Origin of the sequence: Salegentibacter mishustinae, from assembly GCF_002900095.1 — a bacterium.
Taxonomy (GTDB): Bacteria; Bacteroidota; Bacteroidia; order Flavobacteriales; family Flavobacteriaceae; genus Salegentibacter; species Salegentibacter mishustinae.
This window is the reverse complement of record NZ_LLKN01000002.1, coordinates 1,428,775-1,446,124: the sequence shown is the minus strand read 5'-3', so window position 1 is coordinate 1,446,124 and position 17,350 is coordinate 1,428,775. Positions and strand designations below refer to the sequence as shown.

The following is a 17,350-nucleotide window of genomic DNA, read 5'->3' as shown; positions in this document are numbered from 1 at the left end:
TTATTTGGTACGGTTCGCTTCTATAAATTCTGCCATTTTATTTATGGAAACAAAAATTTCCCTGCTCTGGGCAGGATCAGTAAGTTTTATACCGTAATCTTTTTCTAAAAGTACAATAAGTTCCAGCGCATCTATAGAATCCAGCCCTAAACCGTCACCAAAAAGCGGTTCGTCGTTTCCTATATCAGCCGGCTCCACATCCTCCAGGTTGAGTTGCTCGATGATACTTTCTTTAAGTTCGGTTTGTAGGTTAATCATTTTCAGCAAAATATAAATTTTTAAGGCTTTCTTCGGAAAAAGAGATATTTATTTCCGGGGAAATCAGGCACAAAAATACATCATATTCGCCATTTTGCAAGTTTAACCAGCCACAAAGCACTTCTGAAGACTTTCCCGAAGTCAATAAACTTTCAGTATAATTCTTAAGTAATTCAGCATTAAAACTTTCCGCTATAAAAAAAGCATTTTCGCTTTGTAGTTTAAATTTTATACTGACCTCGCCTAAAACAATATTAGGTAGTGTATAAACAAATAACGCAGGGGAAGCAAAGGTTTTTGTACTCTCTTGAAATTGCCTGTCGGTTTCCAGGCTTGAGGCATTATTAGATAGGATTAACGCGGTATCGGTAGAAATACTATTCTTTCTAAAAAGAATTTCGGTCCCTAAAATCCCTAATTTAGATAAGCCGTCCATTTTATGAAATTTCGGGTACTTCAGTTCTAAAAAATCATAAACCGATTTAAGGAAAAAATCGAGGTTCTTTTCCGAAGAATTAAAAATCTCACTTTTTGAATTTGAGATCTTTCCATCCTTTATCTTAACCCAATCTTTTATGTAGAAATCCTGTTGCATTTATTCCTTTTTAAAAACCAAAGCGAGGTTACATCCTCCAAAACCAGAAGCGGTTTTTAGCGCATAATTAATTTGCTTTTCCCCATTTTGCTGGATTATATTCAGTGATTTAGAAACCCCTAATTCTCCGAAATTTTTGGAACTGTACAAGTGATTTTTCAGCATCGAATGTTTGGTAACAATACTTTCTATTAAAGCTGAAGCGCCCAAAGTGTGCCCAAAATAGCCTTTTAAACTGTGAAGCGGCGTATTTTGTAATCCAGACCGATGAAAAGCCATACTTTCCATTTCATCATTATATATAGTTGCCGTGCCGTGAGCCGATAAAAAATTTATTTCTGTTGTAGAAATAGAAGCTTCTTTTAGCGCTTTTTGAATGCTTTGATATAGTCCTTCTCCGGTTCTGGACGGTCCCGAAATATGGTTTGCATCATTTACTGTAGAATCTCCAATCAATGCTATATTTCCTGAACTTTCAGGTTTATCAATACTCACAAGCATAGCCGCTGCGGCTTCGCCTAAACTAATTCCGTTGCGGTCTCTAGAAAATGGTTTGCAAGCTTCCTGGCTTAAAGCCTGGAACGAGTTGAAACCTGAAACTACAAAATCGCTAACCAGGTCGCCTCCCACCACTAGTGCATTTTTAAGTTTTCCTATACTTCCTAATCTTCTCGTCACAGCAAGTCCCAGACCACCAGAAATACAGGCATTAGAAACAATAATGGGTTTTAGAATAAAGCCGAAAAAATTAGCAATCACTTTTCCGAGTTCGCTTAGTTTTAAACGGATTTCAAGAAAATTACCGGGATCTTTTAGGAGGTTAATATTGCCCTTCGTGGTAGTAATCACCAGGGCGGTTTCAGCTAAATTTAAGTTTGGGTTTTTATTTAAAATCTGCTGTACCGCCAGCAGCATCATTTTCTCAAGCTTGGTATATTTTTTAGGGTTTCGAATGGCTTTAAAAGCATCATTTAAAGGGGATTCATCAATAATTCCCGCGTAAAAAGAATTTTCGGTGATCTCAGGTTTTTGCTGAAGTTGTAAACCCGATTTCCCTTCTCGAATGGCACTGATATTTTCTTCAATAGAAAATCCAAGCGGAGAAATAATAGCATCGTCTAACAGGTAGAGCTTCTTCATTAAAGCAACTTCATTTTCTTTTTCCAATCTAAGAAAAACGGCGGATTATTTAAGACTAATTCACGGTTTTTATCCAGGAAAACCTGCGTTGTTTTCCCGGTGCAGATCAAATTGTCACCCTTATAAATTTTATAAGAAAAATTGATTTTTGCCGCATCTGAATTTTTAAAAGTAGTTTCTACCGTAAATGAATCACTGTATTTTAAAGGTAATTTATGTTCACAAACAGATTTTACAATGGGCGTGGAAAATCCTTCAGCTTTTGCATCGAGGTAAGAAATACCGTGTTCCCTTCCAAAATCTTCTCTGCCTTCCTCGAAATATTTCAGGTAATTCCCGTGCCAAACGATTTGCAACGGGTCACATTCGTGAAAACGAACCTTAAGTTTTGTAATGGTAGTTAGGGATTTCTCCAGCATAATTAATCTACAGTTACCGTTTTCATTTCAGAAGTGGCTAAAAGATTTCCTTCTTCATCAAAAGTACGTGCGCCAACAGAAGTTACGTTCAAAAACTCCTGGAGAATCTCCACATAAGTAGTCAGTTTACTTCCGGACTTTGGTAGTCTCATAATTTCTACAGCCTTAATTGCACCAATAAACCCTGTTTTTGGTTTGTCAAGTCCGCTTAAAAATCCCTGGTAACCACGCCAAAGCGACATACTTTGCGCCATATGCTCTATTACGCCGGGTTCAGAAAAGATATTGTTTTCAACTAAAATATTATCTGCGGGAATAGTAAATCCCGTGGTACCTTCCTTTTCATTATACTCCAACAAACTGTCTACCATTACAAATGGTGGCTTTTGAGGAATTAACTGAAGTATTCTATCTAATTCTAAAATTGGTTCTTTCAATAAATTTTCTTCCATAAACTGATTTTAGCTGAAATCGTTCCAATAATCGTAATAATTATACCACTGATGAGGGTATTTCTTTAGCATCATTTCAAGGTTTTCAAGATAAGCTTTTAATAAATTTTTCGCCTCATTTTTCTCAGGATTATAAGGCCTTGCATAAAAATGATAATGAAAATTCTGCTCTCTCATAATGTGAACAAACAACACTGGGATTTTATTACGTGCAGCCAGTTTAAAGGGACCCTGGGGAAATTTCACCGGTTTCCCCATAAAATCTTGAGTATAAGTTTTAGCATGTTCGGTATAACGATCGGCAGCAAAGACAAGGAGTTCGTTATTTTGAAGCGCATTGTTCATTTCAAAAATATGGGAGAGATCTTCTTTTAAAACAATGAGTTTTATAGCCGATTTTCCGGTAACCGATTCCAGGTAATTTTTGATCTCTTCGTGTTCCAGATCGGTAACTACCAGATTTACAATAGTATGATCATGTTTTTTGTCAAAGAAATGTTTAGCAAGGTTGAAATTTCCGATGTGTGCGGTAAGCAAAATCCCGCCTTTATTTTGTTTCAATAAATTTTGAATGTGCTGAATTCCGTCAAATTCGAAAGTATATTTATGTTTTAAACCCGAAGCTATGGCCACCCTATCTAATTGAATCTTTCCGAAGGTAAAATAGCTTTTATAAACGTTCAAGACAGCTTTGGTTCTAGAGTAACCAAGATGCTTTTTAAATAAGAAGTAGACACTTTCAGTTGAATTAAAAGCAAAAAAAACAAAGTAAAGCGCCACAAAAAGCAGAACAAAATAGGACGCATAAAGGCCGAAATTTTTTAGGATAAAAATATAAATCCTCATTCCTAAAACGCTGCCCCTGGATTTTCCTTTCCACTTTGCCATTTAAGAATAGAGTCCGCCGTTAATATTTATAACTTCTCCGGTAATATAGGAAGCTTTTTTAGAAGCCAAAAAACTCACTAAATCGGCTACTTCTTCTGCTTCGCCAAAACGATTTAATGGGATCATTTTCTTGAGTTCTTTTTCATCAAAATCGGCTGTCATATCTGAAGTTATAAAACCGGGTGCTACAGCATTTACAGTAACTTTTCTTTTACCAATTTCCTTTGCCAGTGCTTTGGTTGCAGAAATTAATGCCCCTTTTGCAGCCGAATAATTTACCTGCCCGGCATTTCCTTTTAAGCCCGAAAGTGAGACAATATTAATGATTCTACCATAGCGCCTTTTCAGCATATCTTTTAATAGAGGCTGTGTAACATTATAAAAACCATTTAAACTGGTGTTGATTACCGAATGCCAGTCTTCAGGCTTCATCCACATAAAAAGGCCGTCTCTGGTTATTCCTGCATTATTTACAATGATTTCAATTTCTGCATCAGGATTATTTTTGCGGAAATCTTGTAATACATTTTCGCTCATTTTGGTATCAGAAACATCAAACTGAAGCAATTCACAGTGTACATTTTCAGCCTCAACCAGTTCTTTTGTGGCATTAGCGGCATCGATGTTAGAATGGAAATTCAACAAAATATTATATTGCAATTCTTTGGCAAGTTTAACAGCAATGGCTTTTCCAATTCCGCGGGAAGCACCTGTAATGAGTGCGTATTTCATTGAGTTCTTATTTTCTGGTTAAGATTAAAAAAGCTCGCAAAAGCAATCATTTTTTATTTATAAACTTCGTTATTTTTAAGGTATTCTTTTACTTCAGCATTAGTTTTATAAAGTGGAGAATCCTCTTTTATTTCAGGAATTATCTTGTTCATTTCTTCTAAAACCTGCCTGGTTTTATTCGATAATTTATCGTCGAAATTCAAATAACGTAGAGCCTGGACAATAGTAATGAGTTCTATTGAAATCACTTCAAAAGCATTATCAATAACAGTCTTTGTAATATTTGCCGCATTGGTGCCCATACTCACAATATCCTGATTATCGTTATTATTGGGAATACTATGAATATACATAGGGTTAGACAAGGTTTGGTTTTCTGCCGTGGTAGAAACCGCGGTAAATTGGGCTCCCTGCATCCCAAAATTAAGCCCTAGTTTTCCCAAATTCACAAAAGGTGGTAAAATATCGTTGAGTTTATTATTGAGCAAATAGTTGAGTTGGCGTTCAGCAAGCATAGATAGTTTAGTAACCACGAGTTTTAATTTATCCATCTCCAGGGCTACATAATCGCCATGGAAATTTCCCCCGTGATACACGTGCTTGTTTTCCACATCTATAATAGGGTTATCGTTGGCAGAATTCACTTCTTCGATAAGGATTTTGGCGGTATGTTCTATGGTGTCGTAAACCGGTCCTAAAATTTGCGGCACACAGCGCAAACTATAATATTCCTGAACTTTTTCTTTAAAATAAGTGTTTTTATCAGCCGCATCATTATACAAATGTTCGTTACGATCGCGAGTGAGTTTACTGTCTTTTAAATGATCTCGCATTTTTTCTGCAATCTTTTGCTGCCCCTGGTGTTTCTTTGCTGCATTGAGTTCTTCAGATAAATGATCATCATAAGCCTGCACAATTTCATTAATCGCTGCAGAACAAAAAACTGACCAGTTCAACAATCGCTTGGCATAAATAATATTGACAATTCCAATGCCGGTCATTGCCGAAGTACCATTCATTAAAGCCAGTCCTTCTCTAATTTCAATTTTTATCGGACTAATATTTTCTTCGGAAAAAACTTCGCTGGTATCTCTACGTTTATCTTTATAAAAAACCTCTCCTTCACCAATTAACACTAATGCTAAATGCGCTAGCTGCACCAAATCTCCTGAAGCTCCTACTCCACCGTGTTCAAAAATTAGTGGGGTAATATCTTTATTGATAAGTTGCTGCATTACCTCGGCCACTGATCTATGTACACCAGATTTTCCAAGGGAAAGTGTATTTAAACGGGCCAACATTAAAGCTTTTACATAAAGCGGCTCCATTGCCTTTCCTGAGCCTGAAGCGTGACTTCTAATTAAGTTATACTGAAGCTGAATGCGATCTTTATCTTTGATCTTATACTGGGCCATTGGCCCAAAACCGGTATTAACGCCATAAATAACCTTATTCTTAGAAAACTCCTTTAAAAACTTAAAACTAGCATCAATTCTTTTAAGGGTTTTTGAAGTAGGCTTAATTTCAGTATTTTCAAATAAAACCTTATGAAAATCATCGAGGCTAAGGGTGTTATTGATTTGGAGCATAGACCGCGTAATTGTTAAGAATCTTAACAAATGTACTATATTTAGCCCGTATTTTAAATTGCCTATTTTAGATTTAGAACGAATATTCATAGCAAGCGTAAGTTGGCTAAGTCCAAAAAATGAAACAGCTCAACACACAGATCTTAATTATTGGCGCCGGCCCTTCTGGGATGGTCGCAGCCGGGTATTTGCAAAAACAAGGTGTAGAATGTTTGGTTGTGGAAAAAAGTTCATTTCCGCGCTTTAGTATTGGTGAGAGCCTGTTACCTAAAAGCATGGAAAACTTTAAGGAAGCAGGATTATTAGAGGCTATAAAAGCCGAAGGATTTCAAAAGAAATTCGGTGCCAGGTTTATAAAAGAAGATAAACTTGGCGAATTTGATTTTTCTGAAAAATTTGGAAAAGGCTGGGATTGGACGTGGCAGGTTCCGAGAGCTGATTTCGACCTGGTTTTAGCGAATGAAATTCAACGAAAAGGCGTAAAGATCTATTTTAATGCGGAAGTCAAAAACGTGAATTTTGAAGAAAAACAATCTTTGACCGAAGTTGTGATAAATTCTGAAGAAAAAATTGAAATACAAGCTGAATTTATAATTGATGCGAGTGGAAACGGTCGCGTATTGGCAGAACAATTAAATTTAAATGCTTCCCCAAAAATCTCCGGTAATTCTTCCATATTCACCCATATTAAAGAAACCAATCGACCAAAAGGCAAAGAAGGTGAACTTATTACCTTTGAAGTTTTAGATACTAAAACCTGGTTCTGGTATATTCCTTTTTCTAACGGAAATTCAAGCCTTGGTTTTGTAAGTGAAAATGAATGGTTTGAAGGTTTCAGTGAAAATAATTCGGTTGCCTTTAAAGAGATGTTGAAAAATCTGAAATATTATAACAACAGGTTTAACTCCTATCCTTTTTTATTTGAACCGGTTAAGTTGCCGAATATCTCCCGAAACGTAACAAAGATCTATGGCAAAGGATTTGCATTAACCGGGAACAGTGCAGAATTTCTTGATCCTATTTTCTCTTCTGGAGTTGCCTTTGCCACCGAATCTGGTTTGCGAGCCGCTAAATTGACTAAACTTGAAGTAGAAGGTAAAAAAGTTGATTGGGAGAAAGATTATGCGGAATATATGCAAGCCGGTATCTCTGTATTCAGTAGTTACGTAAAAGAATGGTACACCGGGAATCTACAGAAATTATTTTTTCACGAGAATCCCAGAACCGATATTAGAGAGCAAATTTGTGCGGTTCTGGCGGGATATGTTTGGGATAAAAATAATCCTTTTGTGAAGAATCATCAACGAATTATTGGAAATATAGCCCGTATGATAGATCGGGAAGAAATAAATATTTAGAAATTTCTAAGCTTAAATTTCTGATGTCAAAGCGATTAAAAAAAACGGCGAATTTTATTCTGTTCTTTAGCCCAAAAAAGTTTGGAAGGTAAGTAAGTAAAAGTTACATTTGCAACCGCAAAATTGTTTGCGCGTTCTTTAAAATTGGAGAGGTGGCAGAGTGGTAATGCAGCAGCCTGCTAAGCTGTCATCCTTTTTGGATGCCCGGGTTCGAATCCCGGTCTCTCCGCAAGATTTTTTAGTCTGCGGATTTTTATTCTCCTTTTCTTATGGAAAAGATAGGGATAATCTTCCTCCGTCTCCCGGACTGCTTTTTAAAGAGTGTTTTGGATCGGAAAAGGCTAAAATTTCCGTTAATAGTTTAGACTATTAATTTTGTGGTTTATTTATGGGTTTAGCTAAAATAAATCTTCCCAATTATCGCGCCGAGCGCGATTAAGAAATTACTCGGGGTGTAGCGTAGCCCGGTTATCGCGCCTGCTTTGGGAGCAGGAGGCCGCAGGTTCGAATCCTGCCACCCCGACGAACCTTCTTTAAAAGGATATAAAAACACTGTTAATCTATTGATTTTCAGTGTTTTTTGTTTTTACGATATCATTTGATATGGTTTGATATCACCCTATCCAGTGAATGATTCGGTGAATACTTTCTTTCCAGCATTTCACTATCTTAGAATGATCATTAGATTGATTTGACCTTCGTCTTTATTACGTATTGTTTAATTTAAAGACATTCGAAATGCCTGATTTTACTACATTCTCTGTACTTTTCTTTACAAGAAAACTCAACCGAAACAAAAAAGAATTATCCATTTACGCCCGTATGACGGTAAATGGAAAATGCGCTGAAATGAGCCTGAAAATGAAAACTTCAGTGAATAAATGGATAAATATGAAAACCCAACTTCAGAATTTCTATTACCGGCGTATAGCAATACAAATAGCTATTTAAAAGAAATTGTAGACCAGCTTAAAATTCCTAAAAAGCTTAGTTTTCACCTTAAACATAGAGAGTTTAAAATGTCTCTTTTAACCGGTTCCAAGATTTCCTTACCATATTTTGTATGATAGCTGTGAGATGAAAGAAAATTGACCTGTATCTTTAACCACTTTTCATCATTGATGGAAGGATCAAAATGCTTTAATTCTTTGTAAAGTTTCTTGCTAAACTGATTATAATTAGGAGTTCCCAGATAAAACAAATCAGCATCTGCGACTATCTTTTCAAAAATATTCTTTGGTCTTTGCGGAATTTTTGTTGCGGCTATCATGCCACATATCATATCAATTTCTACTGGGTCTAAAAATAATTCCTGCAGGTCTCTTGAGGCGATTAGGCATCCCAGATTCTCGTGCTCTATATGACTAAGCAAAAATCCCGTGTCATGATATAAAGCAGCAATTTTTATAAGTTCGAGTTCCCTCCCGGTTATGTTTTCACTTGCAGCAAGTTTCACTGCCTTTTCCAAGACATATTTTGTGTGATTTACGTTATGGTAGACAAGCGACCCGGGAAGTTCCTGATCTAATCTGGAAATAATTTTCTTATAAATATTTTCAAATAGAATCTTGCTCAATGCTGCATGCTATTATGTTTACCTAATCCTCCTTTAACTTCCTTTATCCTTTGTACATAAAAGAATGCGTTGGGATCCAATTCCTTTATAACCTCTTTGATCCTGTGTATTTCTATTCTCGTTACTATAGTCATCACAATATCACAATCCTGTTTTATATCATAACTGGAGGGAAGATAACCTCTTTCTCCTTTATAAACGGTTACGGCTTTACCAAAATCATTTACGATCACCGATTTTACCGTTTCAAATTCCTTTGAAATAATAGTTAAAGCCGTAAATTCTTCAAATCCATCAACTACATAATCTGAAGTTTTCATGGCTGTAAAATAAACAAGAATAGAATACATGGCTGTTTCAATTCCAAATTCAAAAGCCGCTCCAATAAAAAGCAGGGTATTAATGGTCATAATAATTTCACTGGTTGAGAAACCAATTCTTTTATTGGTATAATGGGCAATGATTTCCAACCCGTCTATAACCCCGCCGCCCCGTATAACTAAACCTATTCCCAGTCCAATAAAAAACCCTCCGAAAACCGCTATAAGCACCTTGTCGCTGGTAATTTGGGGAAAGGTGATGAACGTCATAAGTACTGCAAGAAGTATAACTGCTATTAAAGCATTTACACTGAAAGTTTTTCCGATTTTTCTAAACCCCATAAAGATAAACGGAAGGTTTAAAAGTATAAAAGGTAGGCTGAAGGGAATGTGGAAAACTTCTTCAATTAAAATGGAAATCCCTGTTATACCGCCATCCAGAAAATGGTTAGGAATCATAAACCCCTGCAACGCAATCAGGGCAGAAAACACCCCCAATATGGTATACATCATTGAAGATAGGGAAAAAATGGATTTCCAATCGATACGATCTGTACTACTCATAAATTTAATTTTAATTGGTTAATACTTTTCCTTTATTGTATTACTTAAATATCCGCCATTTACTTCTTTTATCGTGTTTACAAAGATAAATGCCTGGGGATCTATTTTCATCACTGAATTTTTAATCCGGTGGATTTCCAGGCGTGTCACCACGGTTACTATAATATCACAATCTGTTTTTTTCTTATGAAGTTTTGGGAGATAGCCACGTTCCCCTTTAAATATAGTGATCCCTTTTCCAAACTCGTTTGCAATCATATTTTGGATTTCGGCTGCATCTTTGGAAATAATATTGAGAGCTGTAAATTCCTCAAACCCTTCAACAACGTAATTGGTGGTTAGCATGGCTGTGTAATAAACAAGAATAGAATACATCCCCGTTTCGATACCAAACCGGTATGCGGCTCCCATAATAATTAGGATGTTAAGGGTCAAAATAATCTCTGCTGAAGTGAAAGCCGACTTTTTTTCGGTGTGTAGGGCGATGACCTCGAGTCCATCTATAACTCCTCCGCCCCTTAAAACAAAACCAATCCCGAGCCCTATGAAAAAACCTCCAAAAATTGCGATAAGCACTTTATCTTCAGTAAATACTTCGATTTCTAATAGATACATTCCGGCAGAAAGTAGCAAAATCGCTATACCTGCATGAATTCCAAATGTGTAGCCAATTTTCTTAAATCCTATAATCACAAAAGGCAAATTGAAGATCAGTAATAACAAACTAATATGAAGTGGACTTATTCCTAACAAAAGAATAGAGATCCCGGTCACCCCGCCGTCGAGGAAGTTGTTTGGAACAAGAAATCCCTTCAGCCCCACCACCGCAAAGAGAACTCCAAGTACTGTGAAGAGAATGGAGTGCAGTGAACATATAGAATGCCAATTTATTTTTTTAGAGCTACTCATTTAAAAATGTGGTCGCTCAATTTCTAGAATAAAATGCATGTTTTTTATTTTTTAAAGGATTATTCTTAACTCAGGACTTCATAAACAGTTAGGGGTTTTTCCTTATTTTTCATTTTTATTTCAGCTACCAGATTACAGCAAAAAGATTCCTTTACTTTTTCATAATTGGATTGACTTATAAGAATCTGGCCTTTTTTAGCTGCCTCCTGTAACCTGGCTGCTACGTTTACTGCATCCCCAATAACTGTATAATCAAGTCTTCTTAATGTAGCAGATCCTATGTTGCCCCATACCATCTCACCGCTGTTTATGCCAATGGAAACTTCTGGTTTGTAGGTTTTCGATCCAATTGAAATATCTGATTTATGAATTGCTTTTCTAATCGAGAGGCAGGCATCCATTGCCCTATCCAGATGAAATTTTCCTTTAAACGCGGCCATAACAGCATCTCCCAGGAATTTATCTACGATGCCTTCTTCTTTTATAATTTCATGAACAATGATATCAAAATAGGCATTAAGCATAGCTACTACTTTATCTGCGGGTTCATTTTCGGTAATTGCTGTGAAGCCGCAGATATCTATAAATGCGACCGATCCCTCTACAGTTTCATTATCAAAGAGCGCGCTTTCCATTTTCTTTCCTCCCATGAAATTGAGCACTGTTTCATCAACATACATCTTCAGGATGTTGTTTTCTTTTAAAGCCTGCAAAGTTTTTTTTATTCCCGTAACGTGGTTTATTGTTTTTTCAATAGTAATTTCAAGATCCTTAAAATCTATGGGTTTAGTAATAAAATCAAATGCACCACGATTCATTGCCGTACGGATATTTTCCATATCTCCATAGGCTGAAACGATAACAGATTTAATAAGGGAGTTTTGCTCTGCCAGTTTGGTAAGAAGAGTGAGACCATCCATTTCGGGCATGTTTATATCACTCAAAATAAGGTCTACATTTGGATGATCAAGCAATTGTTCAAGAGCATGCTTTCCGTTTTGAGCAAATATGAATTCATATTCATTTTGACGAATTTTTTGTCTAAAGCGCTGTTTTATTAGCACTTTTAAATCCTCTTCGTCATCTACTACCATTATCTTGTTCCTCATGGCTTATTGAATTGTTGTTCGTTAGTTTAATAAACTGGTGATTTCTTTTTTTAAGGATACAAAATCAATGGGTTTGGTAAAAAATTGTTTTGCACCAGAATCTATGGCTTTGTTATAATTCTCTGCATCACCATACGCCGAAATCATACTTATTTTTATGTTTGGAAAACGTGCTTTTACTATGTCAAGCAATTCTAATCCGGTCATACCTGGCATGTTGATATCTGAAAAAATATACATCACTTCGGGTGGATCTGTTTTTTCTAATAAATCCAATGCTTCCTGGCCCGAAAAAGCAAACACCAATTCTAAGCTTTTGTTTTTAATTTCTTTTCTAAACTTCTGACGAAATAATATTTCTACATCTCTTTCATCATCAACGACTAATATTTTCATAGCTTTATTTTATTTCTGTGGTAAATAAATATGAAAGCGTGTAAAGTTGTTTTCTTCTGAACTCACTTCAATACGTCCCTTGTGTTTCGTAATGATATCGTGAGTAATACTCAAACCCAATCCGGTGCCTTCGGTTCCTTTTTTGGTGGTGAAAAACGGCTGAAAAAGTTTTTCCTTATTACTGTCTGGAATACCCGGGCCATTGTCTTGAATTACTACATGCACTACTTGAGCTTCATCTTTATAAGTTTGAATATTAAGGACCGGTTGGTAAGTCTCGTTTTCTGATAATTGCCTTTTAGCTCGCATGGCATCAAAAGCATTTTTACATAGGTTTAAAATAACCCGACTAAAATCTTCAGTGTTTAAAGACACGTTTCCAACAGTTTCATCAAGATTCAAGTCAATGGTGACGTTAATGGCATATTTACCGGCACGCATACCGTGAAATGCCAAATTCACATATTCTTTAATTAATGCATTTAAATCTGTAGGTTCTAACTTGCCGGAACCGCCACGCGAATGCATCAACATCGATTTTACTATGTTATCGGCCCGTGTGCCGTGGTGGTGAACCTTTTTAAGGTTCTCGGATACATTATCTAGCAATTCACCCATTTCTGCCGTGGTATCATTCTTTTCGAGTTTTGCAAGGGCTTCTTTTAGTTCTTCTACATATTCTAAACTCAACTCCGAAAAATTATTGATAAAATTCATCGGATTTTTGATCTCATGGGCAATTCCGGCAGCCAATTGTCCTAACGAGGCCAGTTTTTCCGACTGAATGAGTTGGGCTTGGGTGGCTCTTAAATCTTCTAAGGCAATCTGTAATTGCTCATTTTTTTGTTCTAATTCAACCGTTCTGCGTTTAATGGCTTCTTTAAGTTGCATATTTTCCGAAGTAACTGCTTCAAAGCCGATGGTTTTTCCAGTATTTACTTTGTTGTCTGGCATCGAAAAATGTTGGTAAATAAATTTCCAACCATTCTTAGTTTTGATCATTACCGAGCTAAACCGAAACCTACCATAATATTCCCAATGACTGTTATGTAAAAAATAGGCTTCAAAAAAATGGGTGATAAAAAACACATTTGTATATTGTGAAATGGTTATTTCGTTTTTTCGTAATTCTGTTTTTCCGGCCAATTGGTGAGCCGTAGCTTCAAAGAACTTTGTGGTGTCTTTTCGATTTAAATACTCCTCATTGTTGGCAGAACCAATAAAACGATAATCGGTATCAAAGTAAGCATCGTAAGTTTTTACATCCCCATTGAGATATGCATTAAGCCAAGTATCGTAAACTTTTTTTAGTTCTATTTCGATTGCTTTATCCATACGCAATTTTTTACCTTTCTAAGATAATCATAAATTTGGTTCCCTCTCCTACACGTGATGTGACTTCCAATTTACCACCATGCGCCTTAATGATATCGTTGGTGATACTCAGTCCCAGACCAGTGCCTTCCGTTCCTTTTTTGGTAGTGAAAAAAGGCTGAAGAATTTTGTCTTTAATTGCATCCGGAATTCCGGTACCGTTATCTTCTACTTCAATTTGAATGGCATTTAGTTTTTGTTTGGTGCGCACCGTTAGTTTTAGTGGTCGTTGATCTGCTGTTTCCCACATGGCATCAAATGCGTTGTTAGTTAGGTTGAGAATAACCCGGCTGAAATCTTCTTCAATTAAGTCTAATGTTTTGATTTTTGGGTCGAGTTGCAAATCAATGTCTACATTGATTGGGTTTTTCTTGGCGCGCATACCGTGAAAGGCCAGGTTCACATATTCTTTGATGAGGGCATTTAGATCTGTGGGTTCCATTTTATCACTGCCACCACGACTGTGCTGTAACATGGAGGTCACAATACCATCAGCGCGGGTGCCGTGATGGTGTATTTTTTCAAGATTGGATTCGATATCGTCAAGGATGGCTGAAATTTCATCTAGTGAACCCGTGGGAAGAGGCCTGTCGCGGTAGGCTTTTACTGTTTCTATCTCTTCGCGTACTTCTTGCATCATTTCACGAGATACTTCCGAAAAGTTGTTCACGAAATTCAGCGGATTCTTGATCTCGTGGGCGATGCCTGCGGTGAGTTGCCCAAGGCTGGCGAGTTTCTCCTGTTGGATGAGTTGGGCTTGAGTGGTTTTTAAATCTAAATAAGCCTTTTCTATTTCCTTTGCATGCTCCAGCTCTCTTTGCTGCATTCGATCCCTTTCTTTGCGGATGGTTCTGTTTTTTTGAAATACATGAATCCTTCTAATAACCACCATAAAAAGTATCAAGTAGATCAAATAGGCCCACCAGGTTCTGTACCAAGGGGGAAGAACAGAAAATCTATAAAAAATTTCTTCAGACCATTCTTTTCCCTCCCCTTTGGCAGGCCCTTTAAATCTTGCTTTTACCTTGAACACGTAATCACCTTCACCGATATTACCAAAAGTAGCGAGGCTATTTTTTATGACAGGACTCCAACTTTTACTATAACCTTCAAGAATATATTGGTATTCAATCAAATTGGGCCTTATCAATTCATCTGTCCCAAAATCTATGGTAATTTGATTTTGAGAGTAGGGAAGTGTTAGGTTTTCAGGAAAATTCTCAAACCTCGTTATTTCGGAAAATTGGACTTTAGAGAATTCTTCTTGTTGGGCTTTTCTTTCCTCATCGGTAAGGGTTCTACCAAATACCCTGACTTCATCTGTGATATAAGCCAGAGATTTTAAAGAGTCAGAAACCCCATTTTCATCATTGAACTTTTGCAGGGAAATCCAACTAATTGGCTGTTCATTTATTCCAATGTTTTTGATTTTTAAAGATGGTCTTTTTTGATTTTTTCTCAAAGCCTGGTAATTAAATTTCACCAAACCCGTTTTATCACTTCCATTACCGGCCCATATATTTCCGGACCTGTCCAGGTACATGCCTTTGTTTACATCTTTGACCGGATAGCCATTAGCTGTGTTGTAGTATTCTAAGCTTCCACTAATTTCAGGAAAAGGAAGTGTGGCTACCTTTGCTGGAATTACGGTAAAACCGTGATTGGAGCCGATAAAAATGTTCCCTTCCTTATCTTCTAAAAGATCGTATACAGTGTCATCGCTCAGCCCCTCTTTTATGGTGAAGCTACTGAAAGATTGTCCATCAAACCTTGAAACTCCTCCCCCCTGAGTCGCAAACCACAGGTTTCCTGCTTTGTCTTCTAATATGCTCCAAACAATATTATTAGATAATCCTTGGGCAGTGGTGAAATTGATAAAGGATTTACCATCAAACTTGGAAACACCCCCACCGGCAGTACCTACCCAAAGGTTTCCTTTGCGGTCTTCAAGAATGCTATAAATGTAATTGCTGCCCAATCCATGATCTGCATTGAATGTAATAAAACCCGACTGGCCAGATGGTTCGGTATTCCAATCGAATTTTACCAAACCTGCCCCGATAGTACCTATCCAAATATTTCCCTGACTATCCTCTTTGAGTGCATAAATGATATCATTTGGTAAACCATTAGAAGTGTCAAAAACGGTAAAACTCGGTTTTTTACTCTGAATAGATTCCTTTTTGTAAAGCGCAATACCTCCACCACCGGTTCCAAACCAAAGCTGGCCTTTTTTGTCTTTGAGTGCACTGATCACCAGTGGGTTTGGCAGTCCCTGATCACTTGTAAAATTAGTAAAGGATTTGCCGTTGTATTTTGAAATGCCTCCCCCGTCTGTGCCGAACCATAGATTGCCACTATCATCCTCAAGGATGCCATAAACACTGTTGTTGGCCAGGCCAAAATCTGATGTGAAATTGTTAAAAGCAGAACCTGTGTAAAGTGAAAGGCCTCCACCCGCGGTTCCAAACCAGAGACTTCCTTTTCCATCAATCGAAATGCTATAGACAACATTTTCAGGTAATCCTTGGGCAGTAGTATAGGTTGTGAATTTTTCTCCATCAAATTTTGAAACCCCACCTCCATCTGTAGCAAACCACAAATTACCTTCCAGGTCTTCTTCAATATCCCACACATCATTATGCCCAAGTCCCTTAGAAGTAGTAAAATTCGTAAAGGTTCCTTTTTCCTCCAAATCAGGGCTTTCTTGATATTTTGAAATACCACCGCCTTTGGTACCTATCCAAATGTTACCTGAGCTATCTATCTTGATACAATTGATGGCATTTTCTGCCAATCCATCTTTTTCGGAAAAATCAAGGAAAGATTCTCCATCAAATCTTGAAATCCCGTTGCTTCCGGTCGCAAACCAGATGAAGCCATTATTATCCTCAGCGATTTTAATAATTGAATTTCCCTGGAGACCATTATTCTGATTATAAGTGGTAAAGTTCTCACCATCGTATTTGGAAGCACCTCCTTCTCCTGCAGCTATCCAGATATTTCCATTGCCGACCTGGGTGATTCCGTAGATAACGTCATTTGCCAGTCCATCAGAGGTGTTTTTAATTGTGAAAGTATATCCATCATAGATAGAAATCCCTCCTCCTTCTGTACCGATCCAAATGTTGCCTTCCTGATCTTCTGCCAGGCAGTGAATCAAATTATTGGAAAGACCATGTGCTGTAGTAAAATTGGTAAAAGAAATACCGTCAAATTTCGAAATTCCTCCTCCCCAGGTACCAAGCCATAAATTTCCTGATTGGTCTAATAAGGAGGAGGTGATATTGTCAAGGCTTAAGCCATCATCTGTAGTGAAGGTTTTGAAATGGGAAATCCCACCATCCCCCAGGTAGTAATGATTGCCTTCCTCATCTAAAATAGCCTCTCCCTTTTCATTTTTTAGGTAAGACCTTTGAATAATTTGTGGAGGCAAGATAGTTAGAGATTCATTGTGCCCATCTTGGATAGTATAGGCCTCCGTCTGTGTTCCTGGGATTGGTAAGACTTTTCGAGGAGAATTGTCTTTGATCCAGATCTTTTTTGGCTGAAGGGTGTCAGAAAGACTGTCTAAATAAATAATTTTTGGGATTGAAATATTCGCTGTATCCTTTAGACCTTGATCGAAACTCTTATTATCAATATTTTGACAGCTAAATTGCGCTAGAAGG

General features: G+C 37.1%; 17 protein-coding genes and 2 tRNA genes. 4 read left to right on the top strand and 15 right to left on the bottom strand.

Annotated features, from left to right (window positions below):
- Genes APB85_RS09480 through APB85_RS09445 form a run of 8 tightly spaced genes read right to left on the bottom strand, consistent with a single transcriptional unit; the run spans window position 1 to window position 6,073 of the window.
- Window positions 1–258 carry a phosphopantetheine-binding protein gene (locus APB85_RS09480; RefSeq protein ID WP_057483121.1) on the bottom strand — a complete coding sequence of 86 codons (258 nt, stop codon included), beginning with the start codon at window positions 256–258 and terminating at the stop codon, window positions 1–3.
- Window positions 251–853, bottom strand: a complete 603-nt coding sequence (locus tag APB85_RS09475) for a hypothetical protein (protein WP_057483120.1) — start codon at window positions 851–853, stop codon at window positions 251–253. The genes APB85_RS09480 and APB85_RS09475 overlap by 8 nt, the downstream gene beginning before the upstream one ends.
- Window positions 854–1,993, bottom strand: a complete 1,140-nt coding sequence (locus APB85_RS09470) for a beta-ketoacyl synthase N-terminal-like domain-containing protein (protein WP_057483256.1) — start codon at window positions 1,991–1,993, stop codon at window positions 854–856.
- Window positions 1,993–2,412 (bottom strand): acyl-CoA thioesterase, encoded by a 420-nt coding sequence (locus tag APB85_RS09465; RefSeq protein WP_057483119.1) that lies wholly within the window; start codon window positions 2,410–2,412, stop codon window positions 1,993–1,995. The genes APB85_RS09470 and APB85_RS09465 overlap by 1 nt, the downstream gene beginning before the upstream one ends.
- Window positions 2,413–2,414: 2 nt before the next feature.
- Window positions 2,415–2,864 (bottom strand): hypothetical protein, encoded by a 450-nt coding sequence (locus APB85_RS09460; RefSeq protein ID WP_057483118.1) that lies wholly within the window; start codon window positions 2,862–2,864, stop codon window positions 2,415–2,417.
- A 9-nt stretch (window positions 2,865–2,873) separates the two neighbouring features.
- On the bottom strand, window positions 2,874–3,752 hold the full coding sequence (locus APB85_RS09455) for an LpxL/LpxP family acyltransferase (RefSeq protein WP_057483117.1): 879 nt from the start codon (window positions 3,750–3,752) through the stop codon (window positions 2,874–2,876).
- Window positions 3,753–4,484, bottom strand: coding sequence for a 3-oxoacyl-ACP reductase FabG (fabG, locus tag APB85_RS09450; RefSeq protein ID WP_057483116.1), 732 nt, complete (start codon window positions 4,482–4,484; stop codon window positions 3,753–3,755).
- A 53-nt stretch (window positions 4,485–4,537) separates the two neighbouring features.
- The gene (locus tag APB85_RS09445) at window positions 4,538–6,073 is read right to left on the bottom strand and encodes an HAL/PAL/TAL family ammonia-lyase (protein ID WP_057483115.1); all 1,536 of its coding nucleotides are present in this window, start codon (window positions 6,071–6,073) and stop codon (window positions 4,538–4,540) included.
- A gap of 119 nt (window positions 6,074–6,192) precedes the next feature.
- On the opposite strand from APB85_RS09445, the gene APB85_RS09440 reads away from it, so the two are divergent.
- The 4 genes from APB85_RS09440 to APB85_RS09425 all read left to right on the top strand — a co-directional run bounded on the left by APB85_RS09440 (window position 6,193) and on the right by APB85_RS09425 (window position 8,382).
- Entirely contained in the window at window positions 6,193–7,431 is a 1,239-nt protein-coding gene (locus APB85_RS09440) for an NAD(P)/FAD-dependent oxidoreductase (RefSeq protein ID WP_057483114.1), read from the top strand.
- A gap of 146 nt (window positions 7,432–7,577) precedes the next feature.
- Window positions 7,578–7,660, top strand: a tRNA-Ser gene (locus tag APB85_RS09435).
- 219 nt (window positions 7,661–7,879) lie between these two features.
- A tRNA-Pro gene (locus APB85_RS09430) sits at window positions 7,880–7,954 on the top strand.
- Window positions 7,955–8,169: 215 nt separating this feature from the next.
- A complete protein-coding gene (locus APB85_RS09425; RefSeq protein WP_057483113.1) occupies window positions 8,170–8,382 on the top strand; it encodes a hypothetical protein in 213 nt (70 codons plus the stop codon).
- A gap of 43 nt (window positions 8,383–8,425) precedes the next feature.
- On the opposite strand, the gene APB85_RS09420 is transcribed toward APB85_RS09425, so the two are convergent.
- The 7 genes from APB85_RS09420 to APB85_RS09390 form a co-directional block, all read right to left on the bottom strand.
- Window positions 8,426–9,007: an HD domain-containing protein gene (locus APB85_RS09420; RefSeq protein ID WP_057483112.1), complete on the bottom strand. Its 582-nt coding sequence runs from the start codon at window positions 9,005–9,007 to the stop codon at window positions 8,426–8,428.
- Complete coding sequence (locus tag APB85_RS09415; RefSeq protein ID WP_057483111.1) at window positions 9,004–9,891, bottom strand: YitT family protein; 888 nt, start codon at window positions 9,889–9,891, stop codon at window positions 9,004–9,006. Before APB85_RS09415 ends, APB85_RS09420 begins: the two co-directional genes overlap by 4 nt.
- An 18-nt stretch (window positions 9,892–9,909) precedes the next feature.
- Window positions 9,910–10,800, bottom strand: coding sequence for a YitT family protein (locus APB85_RS09410; protein ID WP_057483110.1), 891 nt, complete (start codon window positions 10,798–10,800; stop codon window positions 9,910–9,912).
- Between the two features lie 65 nt (window positions 10,801–10,865).
- Entirely contained in the window at window positions 10,866–11,909 is a 1,044-nt protein-coding gene (locus tag APB85_RS09405) for a response regulator (protein ID WP_057483109.1), read from the bottom strand.
- A 21-nt stretch (window positions 11,910–11,930) separates the two neighbouring features.
- A complete protein-coding gene (locus tag APB85_RS09400) occupies window positions 11,931–12,305 on the bottom strand; it encodes a response regulator (protein WP_057483108.1) in 375 nt (124 codons plus the stop codon).
- A 9-nt stretch (window positions 12,306–12,314) separates the two neighbouring features.
- Complete coding sequence (locus APB85_RS09395) at window positions 12,315–13,640, bottom strand: ATP-binding protein (protein ID WP_057483107.1); 1,326 nt, start codon at window positions 13,638–13,640, stop codon at window positions 12,315–12,317.
- A gap of 10 nt (window positions 13,641–13,650) precedes the next feature.
- Window positions 13,651–17,115 carry a sensor histidine kinase gene (locus tag APB85_RS09390; RefSeq protein ID WP_160319260.1) on the bottom strand — a complete coding sequence of 1,155 codons (3,465 nt, stop codon included), beginning with the start codon at window positions 17,113–17,115 and terminating at the stop codon, window positions 13,651–13,653.
- Between the last annotated feature and the right edge of the window lie 235 nt (window positions 17,116–17,350).

What these genes read in the sequence shown, in the direction of transcription:
- APB85_RS09480 (WP_057483121.1), bottom strand. Translation starts at nt 258, where the DNA reads ATGATTAACCTACAAACCGAACTTAAAGAAAGTATCATCGAGCAACTC.
- APB85_RS09475 (WP_057483120.1), bottom strand. Translation starts at nt 853, where the DNA reads ATGCAACAGGATTTCTACATAAAAGATTGGGTTAAGATAAAGGATGGA.
- APB85_RS09470 (WP_057483256.1), bottom strand. Translation starts at nt 1,993, where the DNA reads ATGAAGAAGCTCTACCTGTTAGACGATGCTATTATTTCTCCGCTTGGA.
- APB85_RS09465 (WP_057483119.1), bottom strand. Translation starts at nt 2,412, where the DNA reads ATGCTGGAGAAATCCCTAACTACCATTACAAAACTTAAGGTTCGTTTT.
- APB85_RS09460 (WP_057483118.1), bottom strand. Translation starts at nt 2,864, where the DNA reads ATGGAAGAAAATTTATTGAAAGAACCAATTTTAGAATTAGATAGAATA.
- APB85_RS09455 (WP_057483117.1), bottom strand. Translation starts at nt 3,752, where the DNA reads ATGGCAAAGTGGAAAGGAAAATCCAGGGGCAGCGTTTTAGGAATGAGG.
- fabG (WP_057483116.1), bottom strand. Translation starts at nt 4,484, where the DNA reads ATGAAATACGCACTCATTACAGGTGCTTCCCGCGGAATTGGAAAAGCC.
- APB85_RS09445 (WP_057483115.1), bottom strand. Translation starts at nt 6,073, where the DNA reads ATGCTCCAAATCAATAACACCCTTAGCCTCGATGATTTTCATAAGGTT.
- APB85_RS09440 (WP_057483114.1), top strand. Translation starts at nt 6,193, where the DNA reads ATGAAACAGCTCAACACACAGATCTTAATTATTGGCGCCGGCCCTTCT.
- APB85_RS09425 (WP_057483113.1), top strand. Translation starts at nt 8,170, where the DNA reads ATGCCTGATTTTACTACATTCTCTGTACTTTTCTTTACAAGAAAACTC.
- APB85_RS09415 (WP_057483111.1), bottom strand. Translation starts at nt 9,891, where the DNA reads ATGAGTAGTACAGATCGTATCGATTGGAAATCCATTTTTTCCCTATCT.
- APB85_RS09410 (WP_057483110.1), bottom strand. Translation starts at nt 10,800, where the DNA reads ATGAGTAGCTCTAAAAAAATAAATTGGCATTCTATATGTTCACTGCAC.
- APB85_RS09405 (WP_057483109.1), bottom strand. Translation starts at nt 11,909, where the DNA reads ATGAGGAACAAGATAATGGTAGTAGATGACGAAGAGGATTTAAAAGTG.
- APB85_RS09400 (WP_057483108.1), bottom strand. Translation starts at nt 12,305, where the DNA reads ATGAAAATATTAGTCGTTGATGATGAAAGAGATGTAGAAATATTATTT.
- APB85_RS09395 (WP_057483107.1), bottom strand. Translation starts at nt 13,640, where the DNA reads ATGGATAAAGCAATCGAAATAGAACTAAAAAAAGTTTACGATACTTGG.